This window comes from Chitinophaga sp. RCC_12 (assembly GCF_041360695.1).
In the GTDB taxonomy this organism is placed as follows: Bacteria; Bacteroidota; Bacteroidia; order Chitinophagales; family Chitinophagaceae; genus Chitinophaga.
Genome location: NZ_JBFUPS010000014.1, coordinates 131,909 through 149,026 on the forward strand (window position 1 = coordinate 131,909; position 17,118 = coordinate 149,026).

The 17,118-nt window shown below is 49.2% G+C and carries 19 protein-coding genes; 8 read left to right on the plus strand and 11 right to left on the minus strand.

Translation table 11 applies throughout. The annotated features are described in order from the left end of the window. Positions 1-24: 24 nt before the first annotated feature. Genes AB6805_RS30185 through AB6805_RS30205 form a run of 5 tightly spaced genes read right to left on the minus strand, consistent with a single transcriptional unit; the run spans position 25 to position 6,168 of the window. Complete coding sequence (locus AB6805_RS30185) at positions 25-1,374, minus strand: exonuclease domain-containing protein (protein WP_370913161.1); 1,350 nt, start codon at positions 1,372-1,374, stop codon at positions 25-27. A 3-nt stretch (positions 1,375-1,377) separates the two neighbouring features. Further along, positions 1,378-2,553, minus strand: a complete 1,176-nt coding sequence (locus tag AB6805_RS30190) for an ABC transporter permease (protein ID WP_370913162.1) — start codon at positions 2,551-2,553, stop codon at positions 1,378-1,380. Then, positions 2,546-3,712, minus strand: a complete 1,167-nt coding sequence (locus tag AB6805_RS30195) for an ABC transporter permease (protein WP_370913163.1) — start codon at positions 3,710-3,712, stop codon at positions 2,546-2,548. The genes AB6805_RS30190 and AB6805_RS30195 overlap by 8 nt, the downstream gene beginning before the upstream one ends. Next, complete coding sequence (locus tag AB6805_RS30200; RefSeq protein WP_370913164.1) at positions 3,712-4,701, minus strand: HlyD family secretion protein; 990 nt, start codon at positions 4,699-4,701, stop codon at positions 3,712-3,714. Before AB6805_RS30200 ends, AB6805_RS30195 begins: the two co-directional genes overlap by 1 nt. 12 nt (positions 4,702-4,713) lie before the next feature. Continuing rightward, on the minus strand, positions 4,714-6,168 hold the full coding sequence (locus AB6805_RS30205; RefSeq protein ID WP_370913165.1) for a TolC family protein: 1,455 nt from the start codon (positions 6,166-6,168) through the stop codon (positions 4,714-4,716). 322 nt (positions 6,169-6,490) lie between these two features. Between AB6805_RS30205 and AB6805_RS30210 the strand changes: the two genes are divergently transcribed. From AB6805_RS30210 to AB6805_RS30245, 8 genes are all read left to right on the plus strand, one after another. Continuing rightward, complete coding sequence (locus AB6805_RS30210; RefSeq protein WP_370913166.1) at positions 6,491-7,027, plus strand: YceI family protein; 537 nt, start codon at positions 6,491-6,493, stop codon at positions 7,025-7,027. A gap of 65 nt (positions 7,028-7,092) precedes the next feature. Next, complete coding sequence (locus tag AB6805_RS30215; RefSeq protein WP_370913167.1) at positions 7,093-8,025, plus strand: ring-cleaving dioxygenase; 933 nt, start codon at positions 7,093-7,095, stop codon at positions 8,023-8,025. 1 nt (position 8,026) lies between these two features. Next, positions 8,027-8,656: an alpha/beta hydrolase gene (locus tag AB6805_RS30220; RefSeq protein WP_370913168.1), complete on the plus strand. Its 630-nt coding sequence runs from the start codon at positions 8,027-8,029 to the stop codon at positions 8,654-8,656. 9 nt (positions 8,657-8,665) lie between these two features. After that, on the plus strand, positions 8,666-9,067 hold the full coding sequence (locus AB6805_RS30225) for an OsmC family protein (protein ID WP_370913169.1): 402 nt from the start codon (positions 8,666-8,668) through the stop codon (positions 9,065-9,067). 2 nt (positions 9,068-9,069) lie between these two features. Continuing rightward, positions 9,070-9,327: a (4Fe-4S)-binding protein gene (locus tag AB6805_RS30230; protein ID WP_370913170.1), complete on the plus strand. Its 258-nt coding sequence runs from the start codon at positions 9,070-9,072 to the stop codon at positions 9,325-9,327. Positions 9,328-9,339: 12 nt separating this feature from the next. Further along, the gene (locus AB6805_RS30235; RefSeq protein ID WP_370913171.1) at positions 9,340-9,612 is read left to right on the plus strand and encodes a GNAT family N-acetyltransferase; all 273 of its coding nucleotides are present in this window, start codon (positions 9,340-9,342) and stop codon (positions 9,610-9,612) included. Positions 9,613-9,641: 29 nt separating this feature from the next. Then, positions 9,642-10,217 carry a YeeE/YedE family protein gene (locus AB6805_RS30240; protein ID WP_370913172.1) on the plus strand — a complete coding sequence of 192 codons (576 nt, stop codon included), beginning with the start codon at positions 9,642-9,644 and terminating at the stop codon, positions 10,215-10,217. A gap of 1 nt (position 10,218) precedes the next feature. Continuing rightward, positions 10,219-10,629 carry a DUF6691 family protein gene (locus AB6805_RS30245; protein ID WP_370913173.1) on the plus strand — a complete coding sequence of 137 codons (411 nt, stop codon included), beginning with the start codon at positions 10,219-10,221 and terminating at the stop codon, positions 10,627-10,629. A 63-nt stretch (positions 10,630-10,692) separates the two neighbouring features. Here AB6805_RS30245 and AB6805_RS30250 read toward each other — a convergent pair whose 3' ends face one another. The 6 genes from AB6805_RS30250 to AB6805_RS30275 form a co-directional block, all read right to left on the minus strand. Beyond that, positions 10,693-11,265: a DUF4142 domain-containing protein gene (locus tag AB6805_RS30250; protein ID WP_370913174.1), complete on the minus strand. Its 573-nt coding sequence runs from the start codon at positions 11,263-11,265 to the stop codon at positions 10,693-10,695. Positions 11,266-11,494: 229 nt separating this feature from the next. Further along, complete coding sequence (locus AB6805_RS30255; RefSeq protein WP_370913175.1) at positions 11,495-12,619, minus strand: hypothetical protein; 1,125 nt, start codon at positions 12,617-12,619, stop codon at positions 11,495-11,497. A 58-nt stretch (positions 12,620-12,677) separates the two neighbouring features. Next, positions 12,678-13,787: an SPFH domain-containing protein gene (locus tag AB6805_RS30260; RefSeq protein ID WP_370913176.1), complete on the minus strand. Its 1,110-nt coding sequence runs from the start codon at positions 13,785-13,787 to the stop codon at positions 12,678-12,680. A gap of 82 nt (positions 13,788-13,869) precedes the next feature. Beyond that, positions 13,870-14,715, minus strand: a complete 846-nt coding sequence (locus AB6805_RS30265; protein ID WP_370913177.1) for an alpha/beta hydrolase — start codon at positions 14,713-14,715, stop codon at positions 13,870-13,872. A 67-nt stretch (positions 14,716-14,782) separates the two neighbouring features. Further along, entirely contained in the window at positions 14,783-15,538 is a 756-nt protein-coding gene (locus AB6805_RS30270; protein ID WP_370913178.1) for an SGNH/GDSL hydrolase family protein, read from the minus strand. A 74-nt stretch (positions 15,539-15,612) separates the two neighbouring features. After that, positions 15,613-16,971, minus strand: a complete 1,359-nt coding sequence (locus tag AB6805_RS30275; protein WP_370913179.1) for an acyl-CoA dehydrogenase family protein — start codon at positions 16,969-16,971, stop codon at positions 15,613-15,615. Positions 16,972-17,118 lie beyond the last annotated feature (147 nt).

A 17,118-nucleotide genomic window follows, 5' to 3' on the forward strand; every position in this document is an offset into this window, starting at 1 on the left:
TCAGCGAGAAAGACAAAATCCGCATCACCGGCTGTTGCCGGCATAAGGCCGGAGCAGGCTGATGATCACTTCGTTTTCGGCGTAAGGGGTCAGGTAGTCCCGGACGTGGGCTGCTTCGGCGGTGTTCACTTCTGCGGGGATATAGCCCATTCCGTAAAAGCGGCCCTTTTCCATCAGGATGCAGCTTTTCTCGCTGCTGTTGCGGCCTTTATCTACAATGATCACGGAGGGCTGTTGCTCCTGTAAAAATGCAATCGCCGCTTTCATACGCTCATTATAGCTTTCCGGCTTTTCCACCTTATCGCAGGCGCCATTACAGGTGCCGGCGGTAATACCCGCACAGGTGCCATTACCCTTTTGCAGGAAGCAGAGTTTGGGGCACAGTTTGAACTCCTTTATGAGAGAGCGCAGCAGCCGGTGACCGTCTATCAGCAGGTTAAAGCTGTGTACGGGGTGTGAATACTTCCGCTTCTTTTCTATAACCAGCCGCAGGTATCCCTGCTGGTCTTCAAACAGGTAAAATCCATACCTGAACTCCACCCGCTTCTGGGCGTAGTTGAAAATTGGCCACAGGCGCTTTATCTCCACCGATTCCAGGATGCAGGCCATTAATTCAGTAGCCGTTTCCTGGTAGGAAATGCGGTGAATGGTGCGCAGGAAATTCTGCCGCTGGCGGCTGGCGCTATGCCCGGTAAAATGGCTGTTCACCCGTTTACCCAGGTCCTTTGCCTTGCCTACGTATACTACTTTGTCTTTGTGGTCATGGAAATAATAAACACCCGGGTGGGCCGGCAATCCTTTCACCTGGTCTGGTGGCAGGTTAGGTGGCAGGAACTGTTCCTTTGATCCCACCTTTAGCATGGAAGCAATTACCTTTTCTTTATCGTTGGCCAGCAGCATCCCGAAAAGCACGGTGGTGGCTTCCGCATCGCCGCCGGCCCGGTGCCGGCCATTAACCGGTATACTGAAATGGCGGCAGATATTACCCAGGCTATATGATTTCAGCCCCGGGAAAATCTTGCGTCCCAGCCGTACTGTGCACAGCTTCTTGCATTGCAGGTCGAAGCCCGCATTGGCCAGCTGGTGCTTTATAAAAGAGTAATCGAAGTTTACATTATGGGCTACAAAGATCCGGTCCTTCAGCAGGTCATATAATAACGGGGCGATAGCCTCAAAGGGAGGTGCATCCGCTACCATACTGTTGCTGATGCCCGTTAGCGATTCTATGTAATAAGGAATGGGGATTCCGGGGTTTACCAGGGTTTGGTAATGCTGCGTCACTTCGTTCCCGTTGTACAGGAAAACGGCGATCTCCGTTATACCATTGGCGCTGGCATGCCCGCCTGTCGTTTCAATATCTACAATTGCATACATCCGTTACAAAGATATGGATTGTTGCCGCTTATTCAAACGCCTTAATCCGAGTAATGCCAACAGGGTATAAAACCCGGATAGCACCAGCAAATGTAATACGGAAGAAGCATTATCCGCCAGGGTGCCGCCCATTTGCACAATGGACTGGTACACTTTCAGGAACGGTGTGGTGGGCACCATAAACGATAACCACTGCAGCGGCACCGGCAGGGATTCATATGGCCAGGCATAACCGGCAATGAGGAATACCGGGTAGGTGGAAAACACCATCATCTGCGCGGCCATCAGCTGGCTGCGGAACATGGTGCCCAGCCATATTCCCAGGGGGATCAGCGTGAAAAAGAAAAGGAAGAACACCACCGCTACCTCTAATACCCGTCCGCGGAAAGGGATGTTCAGGGTGGTATAATTGACCGTCATAAAGAAAAAAGCATAGCAGCAAAAAAGCACCATATAAAAAAGTCCTTTCCCCCAGAGGGTGGCCGATAAGCCGCCACCACCGGTTTTCACCAGTTCAGGCACGCGCCCTTTTTCTTTGTCGAGCGCCATGCTTTCGGAAAGGCCTATCAGCAGCGTTTGCTGTAATATCAGCGCCAGCAGTCCCGGTAAAAGGAACGCGCCATAACTGGAGCGTGCATTGTACATCGGCCGGTAGTCGAGGTTCACCGGTTGCGTTTCCCGCAAAGCCATCTGGGCATTCAACCCTTGCATTTCATTATACTTCAGCCGCACCCCCGCGCCTACGGTAAGCGCCAGCGTAGTAATGCCTCCGGCCAGTTCGCTGGAAGGCAGGAACCTGGCGGCATTCACGGCCAGCACAATATCGGCCTGTTGCAGGGCCAGCACTTTTTTTTCTACGCCGTGAGGAATGTACAGGTAGCCCTGGCACTCGCCGTAATACATTTTCTCCTGTGCATCCTGCAGGTCCCTGGCGCCTGTTACGGATGCAATCTGCATTTTGCTTAGCTGCTGCAGGAAGGCGCGGGATAATTCACTTTTGTCGTCGTCCGCCACCGCCAGTAATACTTTCTCTTCTACCTTATAACTATAAATGCTGCCATAGAAAAAAGCATACAGGAGCGGCGCTATCAGCAGGGTAAGCAACAAACTGTGGTCGGTGGCTACCATCCTCACTTCCCGCAGGAACAACCGGGTTATATGACGAAAAAAATTACGCATGCTGTAAGGAAGGTTTATCCAGTTTCCGTTGCAGGAATACCAATGCCACCGGGAATGTAACTGCTATATAAATCAGCAGTTGGCCCGCTTCCTTATATACATACTGCATGGGCAACTCCATAAAATATACTTTAAAGAATCCATCCAGGAAAGGCGTAAAGGGCATGAGCCAGGCGTAGTACTGATCGTACCACGGCATGGCCCAGCGGGGAAAAGTAAACCCGCTGAATACAAAGGCCGGGGAAGTATAGAACAGTCCGAGGTCGCAGGCCACCATTACGTCGCTTACAATAGCCGATACCATTAATCCTATGCTGATACATCCTGTGATCAGCAAGGTAAAAAGCAGGAAAAGCGGCCAGGAGCCGCCAATCCGGCCATGCGCGAAAAGCGGGAACACAATACATGTTACCAGGATATAATGCAGCCACCCTACGCTCAGGTGCGCCAAACCTTTGCCCAGCAATACATTGGAGGCAGCGCCATTGGCTATTGTATTCAGTTCCGCGAAGGTGCCTCTTTTTTCTTCCAGGTTTAAAGCCAGTACTGTTACCATGATGATCATCATTTGTAGTGCCACTGCAATTAGCCCCGGCACCAGGTATTGCTGGTAGTTGTATTGCGGATTGTACAACATATAAGAGGTGAGCCGGATGGGCTGCACCAGCGCCATCGCCTTGCCGGCAGGCATGCCGGTTTTTACAAACTTCTGTAACGTAACTCCCGAGCCCGCCGTAATTAATACTTTGGCGGCATCTTTATAGATCAGCTTTGCTGTTACTACCGCTGCGGTGTTTGTATATACGGTGATATACACCGGTTGACGGCTTTTGATATGATCATCCATTTTCTCCGGGAAATGGACAGCGCCCTGGATCACGCCCTGTTCCATCATCTTTTGCAGGGTGATTTCATTATCTACCTGCTGTGTGATATGGATACTCTCCGTTTGCTCCAGCATAAATGCAAACTTGCGCGATAAAGGCGAATGCGATTCATCCCAGATAGCCACCGGGAGGTCGCGGGCAAACTGGTTATTATAGATATAGCCATAGAGCAGGCATACCAGTGGCGGCAACACCAGCAGCACGATGTAGTGTTCCGGGAGGGTAAGTATGCGCTTCCACTCCCTGATTGCAATATGGAGGATGGAACGCATCATGGCAGGTTCATGGAGGCCGTCATGCCAGGACGCAGACCTTTGATAGCCGCCTGGTTAACCGGTTTCAGGTCGACCGTAAAAGTGCGCAGTTCAAACCTGCCCTGTTCTTTTACCGGTACCCAGTTGGCGAATGTGAGAGAGGGTGCTACCTTATGTACCTCGGCTTCAAAATTCTCCGGATCGCACCCTGGCACCCGCACCTGTACACGGGCCCCCAGCGGGAAACGCTGCATATCATCCTGGCGTACATTATAGGTAATATGATACGTGGCCGGTTTCTGGATCGTCATCAACGGGTAACCAATGGCCACTATCTCCCCTTCTTCTATTACCATGGAAGTGATAATGCCATCTGACGGTGCATGTATATAAGTGTTATCAGATAATGCTTTGGTGAGTTCATAGCCTTGCTCCGCCTGCCGTACAATGGCGGATGCGGTGGTGATGAGTTCCGGCCTGCTGCCCTGTTGCAGCATATCCATGTTCAGCTTGGCCGTTTCCATTTCTTTTTTGGCAGCTTGCAGTTTGAAGTATACCAGGTCTTTTTCCTGTCCGGAAATCACCTCATCGTTAAAGAGGTTCTGCATACGCTGATAGGTTTTCTGCATCAGCTCATATTGTTGCTGGGTGATATTATAGAGGTTATCCGCTGCCTTGATGGCTTCGGGCCGGGCGCCTTTCTGCAACAGGGTGAGCTGTCCCTTTGCCGCATCTATGGCCGCCTGCGCCTGGTTGCGGATAGCATTGATTTCGGTGGAGCGGAGCACACCCAGCAACTGCCCCTTACGAATAGTATCGCCCTGTTTCACCAGGAGACTATCCAGCCGGCCGGGGAATTCTGCCGCCACATCCACATAGTCGGCGTCCACCATGCCTATCATGGATTCATCTGCAGCTGCCGGCTTCTTCACAAAGAAGATCAGCGCAATCACCAGGATAGCGATGGGGATCAGCAGGGCCCAATAATTTTTAAGTACAGCTATCATGAAAAAATCTGTTTATCTGTCAACATATTCTGCAAATTGTTCCGGTGTGCCTATTACATTCCAGTACTGCGCCAGGGCGAGGTAATAGCCCATCACGGCGGTATAGTAGATCTTATGCATTTCCTCTTCCTGCAGGAGTGCATCATTAACATCTTTTACAGACGACAGCTGGTTTTGCATCCGGTCGGTGACCAACGTGGTAGTGAGGTGCGCCTGTTGCCGGGCGCTGTCGAGCGAGGCCACATCATTCTGCAGGGCTTTCATTTTATTGATCGACACCCTCAGTTGCAGTTCCAGCGATGTTTTGGTGTTCAGGGCCGCCATCTGCGCTTCTTCCACCAGCATTTTACTGGCCTTGGTACGTTTATATTTCTGGAAGCCGTCGAAGAGGTTCCACTGCATTTCCACGCCGATGAGCCACGGCGGTATGGTTACCGGTAAATCTTTCTGGTACAGGTTCAGGCTGCCGATGGCAAAAATATTGGGCAGGGCGAGCGACCGCGACGCCTTTACGGCTACATTGGCCAGGTCCGTTTTGTTTTCCACCAGGCGGTAAGTGGGGTTATTGCGGAGCAATTCCAGTTGGCCCGTTTCCGTTACCGGTTTCAGTTCGTATTCCAGGGTGTCGTTGATTTCAATGGGAGTTTCAATCGGCTGCCCGAGCAAGTCGTTTAATTCCAGCAGGGCATTTTCTTTCTCCAGCTCCAGGTTGTTATACCGGTTGGTGGCCTGTACAAAAGATACCCTTGCCCAGTTGAGCAGGTAAGGCGGCAGGATCTGGTTATCTTTTAAAGAGGCGGCATAATCACGGTTCTTCTTAAATGATTCCACGATCACCGCTTCATGGGCAAGAATAGTATTCAGGTAGAGAATGCGGAGGTACTGTGCACTGATGGCAAAGAACAATCCTTTTTCCACCACCTGCTGATTGAACTGCCCGGCGGTAACCTGTGTTCTGGCCAGCTGTTGCGCAGTTGCAATTTTGCCGCCGAGGTATATTGGCTGCCGCAGCGCCAGGGCTGCTGTGAAATAAGATTGCTTTGTAAGTTCCGGGTTATAATCGGGGTAAAAGGTATTGATGATGCCCTTGGTGGCGTTGTAGATAACATCCTGAACATTTTGCGGAAGCGGCTGACCGGTAATTTGCTGGTAAACGGTATTGGCGGTATTCACGCTTTGGGAGGAAGATCCGTTAACCACCCCGTCTTTCACCTGTTGCAGATTTATCTCCAATGGTTTGCCGAGGTAATTGTAACCCGCCAGCAGATCCACTTTAGGATAATATGCCCCGTTTTCCGCCTGCAGGTTGTACTCCCTGGCTTTCAGGGATCGCTGCGCCTGCTGCACCAATGTATTTCCCTGTTTCGCAAGCCGGTAACATTCCTTTAAAGTCAGCTGTTGTGCGTTTTGCTGACCGTGTACAAACAATGCTGGCAGTAACGGAATTAAAAACAAGTAATATCTCATACGGTTTTCTTTACTTCAGGAAGGCTTCCGGTTGAACCCTAACACCTCAAAACAATCTTTCATGAATAATGTTTGAAGTATTTGAAAAAAATTATACATCATTTGATAATAAAGGGCTTATCGTTATATTTCTTACCTTTAAGTGCATACACAAAAAGTACATCATTATGTGTATTTGATCCATTTGAACCCACCTGTTTTCACCCGATATTTGTGATACAAAAGATTGAACAATAGGTTCCTGATCTTGTTAAAATATAATCCTGCAGCGGTTTGCGCAGCATTGCAACTTTATTGATTCATTATAAAACTACATTTACTTATGGCAAAACAACAATGGGTAGCCGACGCGAGTCACAGTGAACTTGGATTTAAAATCCGTCACCTGATGATCACCAACATCAATGGTAAGTTCAACAACTTCACGGTGGACGCAGAAACGGAAGAAGAAGATTTCATGACTGCTAAAGTGAGAGTAGCGGTAGACATAGACTCTATTTCAACCGGCAGCGCCGACAGGGACAAACACCTTCGTTCTCCCGACTTCTTTGATGTAAACACCTACAAGGATATTATTTTCGAAACTACCAAATATGAGAGCGTTGATAACGACGGCTCCTATGAACTATACGGAGATCTGACCATCCGCGGGATCACTAAAAATATCAAACTCGCCGTAGAATTCGGTGGTGTGGTAAAAGATCCCTGGGGCAATACCAGGGCCGGTTTTACGATCAACGGAAAAATTAACCGTAAAGATTTTGGTCTTACCTGGAATGCGGCTACTGAAGCCGGTGGTGTAATGGTAGGCGACGATGTAAAAATCTACGGAGAAGTGCAGTTGATCAAGAAGCAGTAAAGAATATCAGCTGTTAGTCTTTGTACAAGACAAAGACTAACAGCCAACTTTTAAAAGGAGGAATTATGAATGAAATAACAGGCCTGCATCATATCACGGCCATTTCAGGCAATGCGAAGAAGAACTTTGATTTTTATACCCGTGTGATGGGATTGCGTTTTGTGAAGAAAACGGTGAACTTTGATGATCCCCACACTTATCACTTTTATTATGGAGATGAAACCGGTACACCCGGTACCATCCTCACTTTCTTCCCCTGGGAAGATATTATGGCCGGCCGCAGAGGTACCCACATGGCTACCGAGGTAGGCTACAGCATTCCGGAAGGCAGCATTGACTTCTGGTTAAAAAGATTTGAAAAAGAGAACATCATCTATAATAAACCATCTTCCAAATTCGGGGAAATATACCTGACCTTTATTGATCCCGATGGATTGAAGGTGGAACTGACCGTACCGGAAAAGCCGGACAACCGCACACCATGGACAACCAATGAAGTGGGGGAAGAAAATGCCACCCGGGGTTTCCATCACGTTACCCTTACACTGGAAGATGTGCAGCCTACTGCCGACCTGCTGGTATCTGTGTTTGGTTACAAACTTGATAAACATCATACCAACCGGTACCGCTTTGTAAGTCCGGCCGGCGATACCGCCAACTATATCGACCTGGTTGAAGCCAAAGGAGAATCCCGCGGGCATGTTGCCGGCGGAAGTGTGCACCACATTGCTTTCCGGATGAAAGACGACGATATGCAAATGCATTACCGCCAGTTGCTGGAAGATCGTGGTTTAAACGTTACACCGCAGCTGGACCGCAAATATTTCCGGTCTGTTTACTTCCGGGAGCCGGGCGGTGTTTTATTTGAACTGGCCACCGACGTTCCCGGTTTCACGGTAGACGAGCCGGCAGCCGAACTGGGCACACACCTGATGCTGCCGCCGCAATATGAACCGCAGCGGGAAGAGATTGTGAAAAAACTGATTAAACTGGAGTGATATGGATTTTAAACCGATGCAGTATGTATATGAAGCGGTGGGTAACCCCGCCGCCTATACGTTGCTGCTGTTGCATGGCACAGGAGGAGACGAAAGGGATTTATTACCGCTGGCAGGATCACTGGGGAAAGGGTTTAATATACTCAGCCTGAGGGGCAATGTACAGGAACATGGCATGCCCCGTTTCTTCCGTCGTTTAGGCATGGGCGTATTTGACGAAGAAGATGTACATTTCAGAACGCATGAAATGGTGCATTTCCTGAAAGAATTAGCCATTACAGAAGGCTTCGATATCAATAAACTGATTGCCGTTGGATATTCCAACGGTGCTAATATTGCAGGCGCTGTACTTATTTTATACCCGGAACTGCTGGCCGGCGCTGTATTGTTCCGCCCTATGCAACCGCTGAGCGGTTTAGAAGACAGCTTTGAAACGCAGCGGCAACAGCCCGTGTTTATGAGCTCCGGCACACAGGACGGCACCGTGGATCCTGCAGCCACGGCGGCTTATGCCACCCTGCTGGAGGGCAATGGCTTTAAAGTAAGTACATTCGATATATCTGCCGGTCATAACCTGGTACAACATGATATTACTTTGGCAGCAGCATGGATGAAAGATCATTTTCAGTAAAAAAAATATATGGACCAGGAAGTTAGAGTAAGTTTATCCGGCCGTCCTTACCAGGTGTCGATAGATACGAGGGATCACCGCTGGCTGGCAGATGAACCGATAGAAGCCGGCGGCGACGATACCGGCCCGCAGCCAGGGGAATTATTACTGAGCAGCCTGGGCTCCTGCACTGCTATCACGCTTAAAATGTACGCCGACAGGAAAAAGTGGCACGTGGAAAATATTGAAATTGAGCTGCGGTTTAACAGCGCCGCCAAACCGGATCCACTTACTACCGTTATAGATATCGACATGCACTTTACCGGGAACCTCAGTGAAGAACAGATCGCCAGGCTGGAGCAGATAGCGCGCTCCTGCCCTATTCATAAAGTATTAAGCCATCCGATTATTATGAACACTAAAGCCGTATAAAAATGAAAGACATCACCAAACACTATTCCAACGGAGAGGTAACCATTGTTTGGAAGCCAGGTGTATGTATCCATTCGGAGAAGTGTTTTCACGGCCTTCCGTCCGTATTCAATCCAAACGAAAAGCCCTGGATCAACGCACAGGGCGCTACCACGGAACAAATTATATCGCAGATCAAACAATGCCCCTCCGGGGCGCTGAGCTTCTTTATGAATGCAGACGTGACTAAAGAAGACGGCAATTTACCAGACAAATTATAATCTCCTTTTTATATGGAACTTACCATCAGGAATAACATCGCAAAGAAACAGTTTGAAACCGAAGTGGAAGGGCATACCGCATTGGTTGCCTATACCCTGTACCCCGGCGGCATTGCCTTTATGCATACAGAAGTGCCGCCTGCGCTGGAAGGCCGCGGCATTGCCGGGCAACTGGCCAAATACGTGCTGGAATACGCCCGGGAAAATCATCTTAAAGTAAAACCTTACTGTCCTTACATAAATGCCTATATGAAAAGACATCCGGAGTATAATGATCTCCTGTAACAGATTTATCACTTCCTAAATTCCTTTCCATGCAACTTATGAAATTCATTCAGCAACCCTGGCACTGGTCGGTATCCGGGTTGCTGATTGGTCTTACCGTACCAGTGCTGTTGCTGCTGGGCAATAAGGCCTTTGGTATCTCCTCTTCGCTGCGGCATATCTGTGCGGCATGTTTCCCGGCGAATATTTCCTTCTTTAAATACGACTGGAAAAAAGAGGCTTGGAACCTCTTCTTTGTAGCCGGTATTGTGCTGGGTGGTTTTATTGCGGGGCACTACCTGCAGGATGGCAACGATATCCAGGTGGCAGCCGCCACACAGGCAAGGCTGGCCACTTATGGCGTGCATGATTATTCTGCACTGTTGCCGCCGGAAATATTCAGCTGGTCGAATGTCTTTACCTGGAAGGGACTGGTATTCTTCGTGCTGGGCGGCTTGCTGGTGGGCTTTGGTACCCGCTACGCCGGCGGTTGTACATCGGGGCATTCCATTATGGGGCTGTCTAATTTACAGTGGCCATCGCTGGTGGCTACCTGTTGCTTTATGGCTGGTGGCTTTATCAGTGCCAACCTGCTCATTCCTTACCTCTTTAAATGGCTGAACTAACATGAAAAATATCAGGTACCTGGTAGCAGGAACTTTTTTTGGTATAGTGCTGGTAAAGGCGCAGGTGATCAGCTGGTTCCGTATCCAGGAAATGTTTCAGCTTACCTCCTTCCACATGTATGGTGTAATTGGCACCGCGGTAATTACCGGGATCATTTCCCTGCAACTGATCAAACGGTTCAATATTAAAACTATCCAGGGTGAACCGATTTCGGTAGCGCCTAAAACTTTCAATAAAGGACAGATCTTCGGCGGATTGCTCTTTGGCCTGGGATGGGCGATCACCGGGGCTTGTCCGGGTCCGTTGTTTGCGCAGATTGGTACCGGTTTCACGGTAGTAGGCATTACTTTGCTGAGCGCCATTGCAGGCACGTGGATCTATGGTGCGTTAAAACCGAAGCTGCCTCATTAAAAAAATAGCTTCAAGGAACAGGCCCCTGAAGCTATGGTTGCAATTCTCTGGATTCACAGATAATTATTTTTTCAAAGCATCTTTAATTGCTTTCGCGGAATCCTGGTGTGTTTTCAGGGTTGGCAATGTATTCCTGGCCCAGGTTTTCAGTTCTTCATCTGTTACATTATCTCCTGCTTTCTCAAATTTATTCACGTCTTTATCGTGGTCGTCTACCATCATACTCATATATTCCCGGTCGAAATCCTTACCGGTTTTCTTACTGAGATCGTCGATGTGTTTCTTTGTTTCGGTAGATAATTCTGCCGGCAAAGTGATGCCTTTTGTTCCGGCCAGTGCTTTTAATTCATCTCCTGCTTTGGAGTGATCGTTCACCATCATGGTGGCAAAAGCCTTTACTCTTGGATTCTGTGCTTTTTCCTGTGCAAGCTTACCCATCTCAACTTCCATCATGCCACCGTTTGCAGCCTCCACAGCAAATTCAGATGATTTTTCATCTACCGGTTTAACAGTTTCGTTAACGTCTTTGGCGCTGTCTACCGGTGTTTCCGATTGTGGATTTTTCGCGGTGTTATTACAGGATTGCGTCATCCACACGGCTAAAAATGTTGCTGATAAAATAACTAGCTTCTTCATTGTATATTGTTTTGGGTTTGTAATAGGTGTGCCCGTTTACATAGCTCAACTTTGCAAAAACGGTACCTTGAAAACAAATACCGCTCAAACGCAATACAGTAAAGGATTTTAAAGAAAGGTCCAAAGCGGACTGACGCAAAAAAAATGTAGATTGTTTTCCCCGGAACGCGCAAAAAAAATGGTTATTGTAATTCTTACAATAACCATTTTTTCTTTATAACGCCTGCGCTTATTGAGATTGAGCGAACTGGTAAATAATAATGATGGCGGCAATGATGCCGAGGACAAGGCCTACAATTTTCATCCAGCTGTATGGACGGTCGCCGGTTACTTCTCCGGTGCAGGCATTTACTACAAAATGATAGAGTTTGTTATTATACCGGTAGGCACTGATCCAAACGGGCAGCAACAAATACTTCAGGCCAAGCTGGTTGTATTCCACATCGTAATCGTCGATGCGTTGTTCATCGCCGCCGATATCATCACAGATCTCATTCCGGATCACCGGGTCCATTCTTTTCTTTGCGATGGCCAGTGCCTGTTCGGCATTCGTCTGGTAAAGTTCCGCCCGGAAACCGCTGAGGTACCGGCCGTCGTATTTTTTCAGCTGGTCGAGGTGCCAGGGTTCCAGGATCTGCGCCATTTTCAGGGGCAAAGAAGGACTGGCAGATACCAGCACGTCACGGAAGATATTGTTCACGTTGCCGGAAGCCGGGTACCATGCGGTATGCCTTACCTGCCGGGTGCGGGTTTCCGTCCGGCCGTTTACTTCTACCGTATAGCTTTCTGTGGTGTAATAATATTCACCGCGGGAGCCGGAGTATTCCGTATAGGTGTCGGTATTGTAGCTCCAATGCGGGATGTACACGCCTTTCAATTGTTGAGAGGAGCTGTCTTTTACTTTCTTCACCAGGTCGGACGGTGCAAACCAGAGTTTCTTCATCCAGGTTTGAAAGTGGTCCACCGCGGTTTTGTCGCTCACTACAAAAGGCAATACATAATGTGGTTGCAGGATGGAAGTAGTTTGCGCGGTATCCACCACCAGCGGCGAGGCGCAGAAGGGGCATGAATCGGCGGTTACATTGGGCAGCATGGTAGTAGAAGCGCCGCAACTGACGCATTTCACTACTACTGCCTGTTGGGTAGCTTCCGTATGATTTTGCTGTGAAGCAATAAAAGCGTCGTAATCGATGGGCTGTATAGCGTCGGGCTGCGTATCATCCTCAATCTGGTTCACGGTACCGCAGTATTCACATTTCAGGCTGTTGGTGCCTGGTGCATAATGCAGGATAGCGCCACAGTTCTGGCATTTCAACGAGTTAACTGTTTCGCTTGTTTTTTCCTCAAAAGACATAGGAACGTATGGATCTAATACCGTCCGGCATCACGTGATGCCGGACGGCCTGCTTTAGTTAAGGTAATGGTGGTGGTACGGTGGCTAATACCGGCGCCAGTTCAGGCACTGTATTGGCGGCGGCCCATGCAGCCATGCCGTTTTTCCACACCAGGGTTTGCGCGTTCAGGCTACCCGCGGCGGCCAGCTGACGGAGTTGATCTGCGTCGAAGGGGCCGGATTGTTTGCCGTCTACCGCCACAAAAAACGATGCAGCGCCGGGTAACGGCGGTGGTGCTCCACCGCCTGTATTGGCCTGTTGGTTATTATTCTGGAAGATGTTACCTACCTGTCCCATCATGGCTGCGCCCATGCCAGCGCCTAAGCCGGCCGCCGCGAGTCCGCCGCCGGAAGGGTTTTCCGCCGCCTTTTCCATGGCGTTGGCGGCCTGGAATTGCGCATACGCGCCCAGGTTCCCAACGATGCCCATGCTGCTGCGTTTGTCGAGTGCAGCTTCCACTTCCGGTGGCAGGGAAATATTTTCTATCAGGAACTTGGTCAGTTCCAGTCCGAGTTCATTAAATTCAGTACCAATTCTCCCGGTGATCTGGGTGGATACTTCTTCATAATTGGCTGCCAGGTCCAGTACCGGGATCTTTGCTTCTGCCACGGCTTCCATACCACGGGATACTGCGAGATTACGCAGTTGCTCGTTGATACCTTCCACGGTGAATTCCGGGTTGGTAGCTGCTACTTCCTTCAGGAATTGCCCGGCATCCTTTACGCGGAAAGCGTAACTGCCGAAAGCCCGGAGCCGCACCGGTCCAAACTCCGCATCACGGAGCATTACCGGGTTCTTGGTTCCCCATTTCTGGTTGGTAAACTGCCGCATGCTCACGAAGAACACGTCTGCTTTAAAGGGGCTGTTGAAGCCATATTTCCATCCCTGCAAGGTGCTCAGGATAGGCATATTCTGTGTAGTAAGCGTATACATGCCGGGTTGAAAAACATCGGCAATCTTACCTTCATTCATAAAAACGGCCACCTGTGATTCGCGCACAGTAAGTTTGGCGTTCATTTTTATTTCATTCTGGTAGCGGGGAAACTTCCACACAATGGTATCGGCGGACGGGTCGGTCCATTCAATAATGTCAATAAATTCATTCCTGAGTTTATCAAAAATTCCCATGGTAACAGGTTTTAGAGTGGACCAAATTTAGCCATTTATTCACTCGAAAAGCTACTTCCTGAAAGTTATAATTTATATAAGCTTACTTCACGGTTGTTTTCAGCCATTTTTCCATCAGTAAGGGCCAGGCTTCTCCTGCGGGGTTGCCATTCCGTAAGCCGTATCCGTGGCCTCCTTTTGCATAAAAATGCAGCTCCACCGGCACTTTGGCGTCGCGGAGGGCGCCGGCCATTACCAGGGCACTATTGCCATAGGTATCATCTGCGGTAGCAAAAAGGAACATGGAAGGCGTTTCACTGGTTAACTTCAACTCAGGGGTGAGTGATCTGTTTTCTCCTTTATCAAGATAAGCCGGGTAAATGAGCGCGCTAAAAGCGGGGCGTGCAGACAAAGAGTCGGCCTTGTCGACCGGCGTATAGGTATGCACGTTATATTGCACTGATGCCCTGGCGGTAAGACTTCCACCCGCCGAAAAGCCCATCATTCCTATCTTGTCGGGCTGCAGCTTCCATTCTGATGCCATGCTGCGCACCAGGCGGATGGCACGTTGCGCATCCTGCAGGGCGCCGGCTTCTTTTTTGGGGACCCGGTATTGCAATACGAAAGCAGTATAGCCCAGTTTGTTGAGCCAGGCGGCTACCTCGTATCCTTCCAGGTTAATAGCCAGGATATTATAACCACCACCGGGGCAGATGATCACGCCGGCGCCGTTGCTATTGGCCGCATCGGCCGGAAACACTTCCAGTACCGGATCGGTAACATCGGTGAGCCGCGTTACATGATTGCTGCCATCCGGGGTTACCTTTGCGGTTTGTTTGGCGGCTGTTTCACCGGGTACGGCAGCGGGCCAGAGATGGATCTTCTGCTGTTGTGCGGATATCGTTGTATTTACTCCTAACATCATTAATAAGATAACTATTTGTTTCATAACCGGATTTTCAAATTTCATGTAATGAAACAAATGTAATAAAAGAAAGGAGCAGATAAAACCGGTTTTATTTTACACATTGTAACCAGGCTTCCGCCATCAGCTGAGCGCCGGCTACGCTGGGATGTACCCCATCGCCGGTCCAATATGACGCCGGTGCTGACTTCTGTGCTTTATCAAAAATGGATTGATAAGGAATAAAAGTGGCCTGGTACTTATCTGCCAGTTCCCGGGCAGCCGCGCGATACTCGTCGAACGCAGGGTACCATTTATCATCTACGGCCTTCACCCCTTTTACCGCAAAGGGTTCGCCGATAATCAGCTGAACATCCGGCAGCTCCTGTTTGGTGCGTGCCAGCAGTTTATCGTAGTCGTCGCGGTATGTCTTGGCGGTACCTTTATAGTTATTACTCAACGTATGCCAGTAGTCATTTACGCCCACCAGGATACTCAGCACATCCGGCTTAATCAACAGGCAATCAGTATCCCAGCGGTCGGCCAGTTGAAATACTTTATTTCCGCTGATGCCTTTATTATACACTTTTAAATTTTTATCCGCACTTTTCAGCAGCATGGAAGATGCGGCCATCAGCGCGTAACCGCCGCCCAGTGCGCCACCTGCGTTAGGTTGGTCGTTGTCGCGTTTACGGCCCGCATCGGTGATGGAATCGCCCTGGAACAATACCACGCTCTCTTTTTTGAGTATTATCTTTTTAGATTTTTCTGTTACCGTTGCGGCGGCAACAATATCTGGAATGCTGATGGCAGCAAGGGCTCCCAGGGAAACGTTCCTGAGGAAATGACGTCTGTTTGATGAATTCATAACGATACGGATTAAATGCTGGTTGCGGCATAGTCCACAATCCGGCATTTAAACTATAAAAAAGATTTGATATTTTATACAAATGCGCTGAAGCCGGTAATGGCGCGGCCCACGATGAGGGAATTGATTTCCTTTGTGCCTTCGTAGGAGTAAATGGCTTCTGCATCAGCCACAAAGCGCGCTACATTGTATTCCAGCAAAATGCCGTTGCCTCCCATCACTTCGCGGGCGCGGCTTACCACGTCGCGGGTACGCAACGTACAAAACACTTTGGCCAGCGAGGCATGTTCGTCTTTTAACCCGCCGGCATCCTGTATTTCCGATAAACGGAATACCATTGTTTGCATGGCAGTAAGATTGGACAGCATTTCCACCAGGTGACCCTGGATCAGCTGAAAAGCGGCGATAGGCTTCCCAAACTGCTTACGGGTTTGCGTATACGCCAGCGCATTTTCATAGGCGCCACGGGCGCAGCCCACCGCTTCCCAGGCCACACCGGCGCGGGTCATGCGAAGTACGCGGGCAGTATCTTTAAAGGAAGCTGCATGTTGTAAGCGGTCGGATTCCGCTATGCGACAATCTTTCAGGGTGATCAATCCATTTTGGACAATGCGCAGCGCCATTTTATCATGGATCTTTTCCACGCTGAAACCGGGCGTATCTTTTCTCAGCAGGAATCCTTTCACCTGGTTATCATCTACATCCCTTGCCCAGATCACAATTACATCAGCAAAGGTGGCGTTGCCAATCCATTTCTTCTGGCCATTCAGTATCCAGCTATCGCCTTCCCGTTTAGCCGTGGTAGTTAGTCCGCCGGCGGTGCCGGAACCTACTTCCGGTTCGGTGAGTCCGAATGCCCCGATAATATTCAGCTGCTGCATTCCCGGCAGCCATTCCTGTTTCTGTGCTTCAGAACCCAGCATATAAATAGATCCCATGGCCAACCCGCTCTGAACACCAAAGAAAGTAGCTACAGAAGCATCTATACGCGCCATTTCCATGGCAATGATCCCTTCCATCAGGAATGACCGGTTAGGACATCCATACCCGTCATAAGTAACCCCGCAGATATTCAGCTCCCTGAATTTCGGGATGATTTCAAAAGGGAACTCCGCTTTCAGCCAGTATTCATTAACGATAGGCTTAATTTCCTTTTCCATAAATGCCCGCACCTTCAGCTGCAGTGCCCTGTCTTCCGCATTGAGCTTTGCCCCGAGATCATAGAAGTCGCCTTCGATAGGCGGCAGTTCTTTCTTCTTACTGCCACTGGCGAGCATTTTCATTAAGCCATTCAGCTGCGTATCATCCATTTTCCCTACCGACTCCATCACCTTCGGGAGATCTACTTTTTCGGATAGTTTAGCCAGCATGGCGAAATCAATGCTCTTCAACAGGTGGTACGCATTCTTTAGTTTCGTGAGAGGTCCGGACATCTTACATGGTTTTACTTAAAAATACGTAATCCGCGGGATTTACGCGGATGTTGTCTTTCTCAGGATTAAAGGTGATTTTAAGGATTTGGGGGATTTGAACATGGGGATTTTAAAGGATTCGGGGAGATATAAGCGAATTTTGTCTTT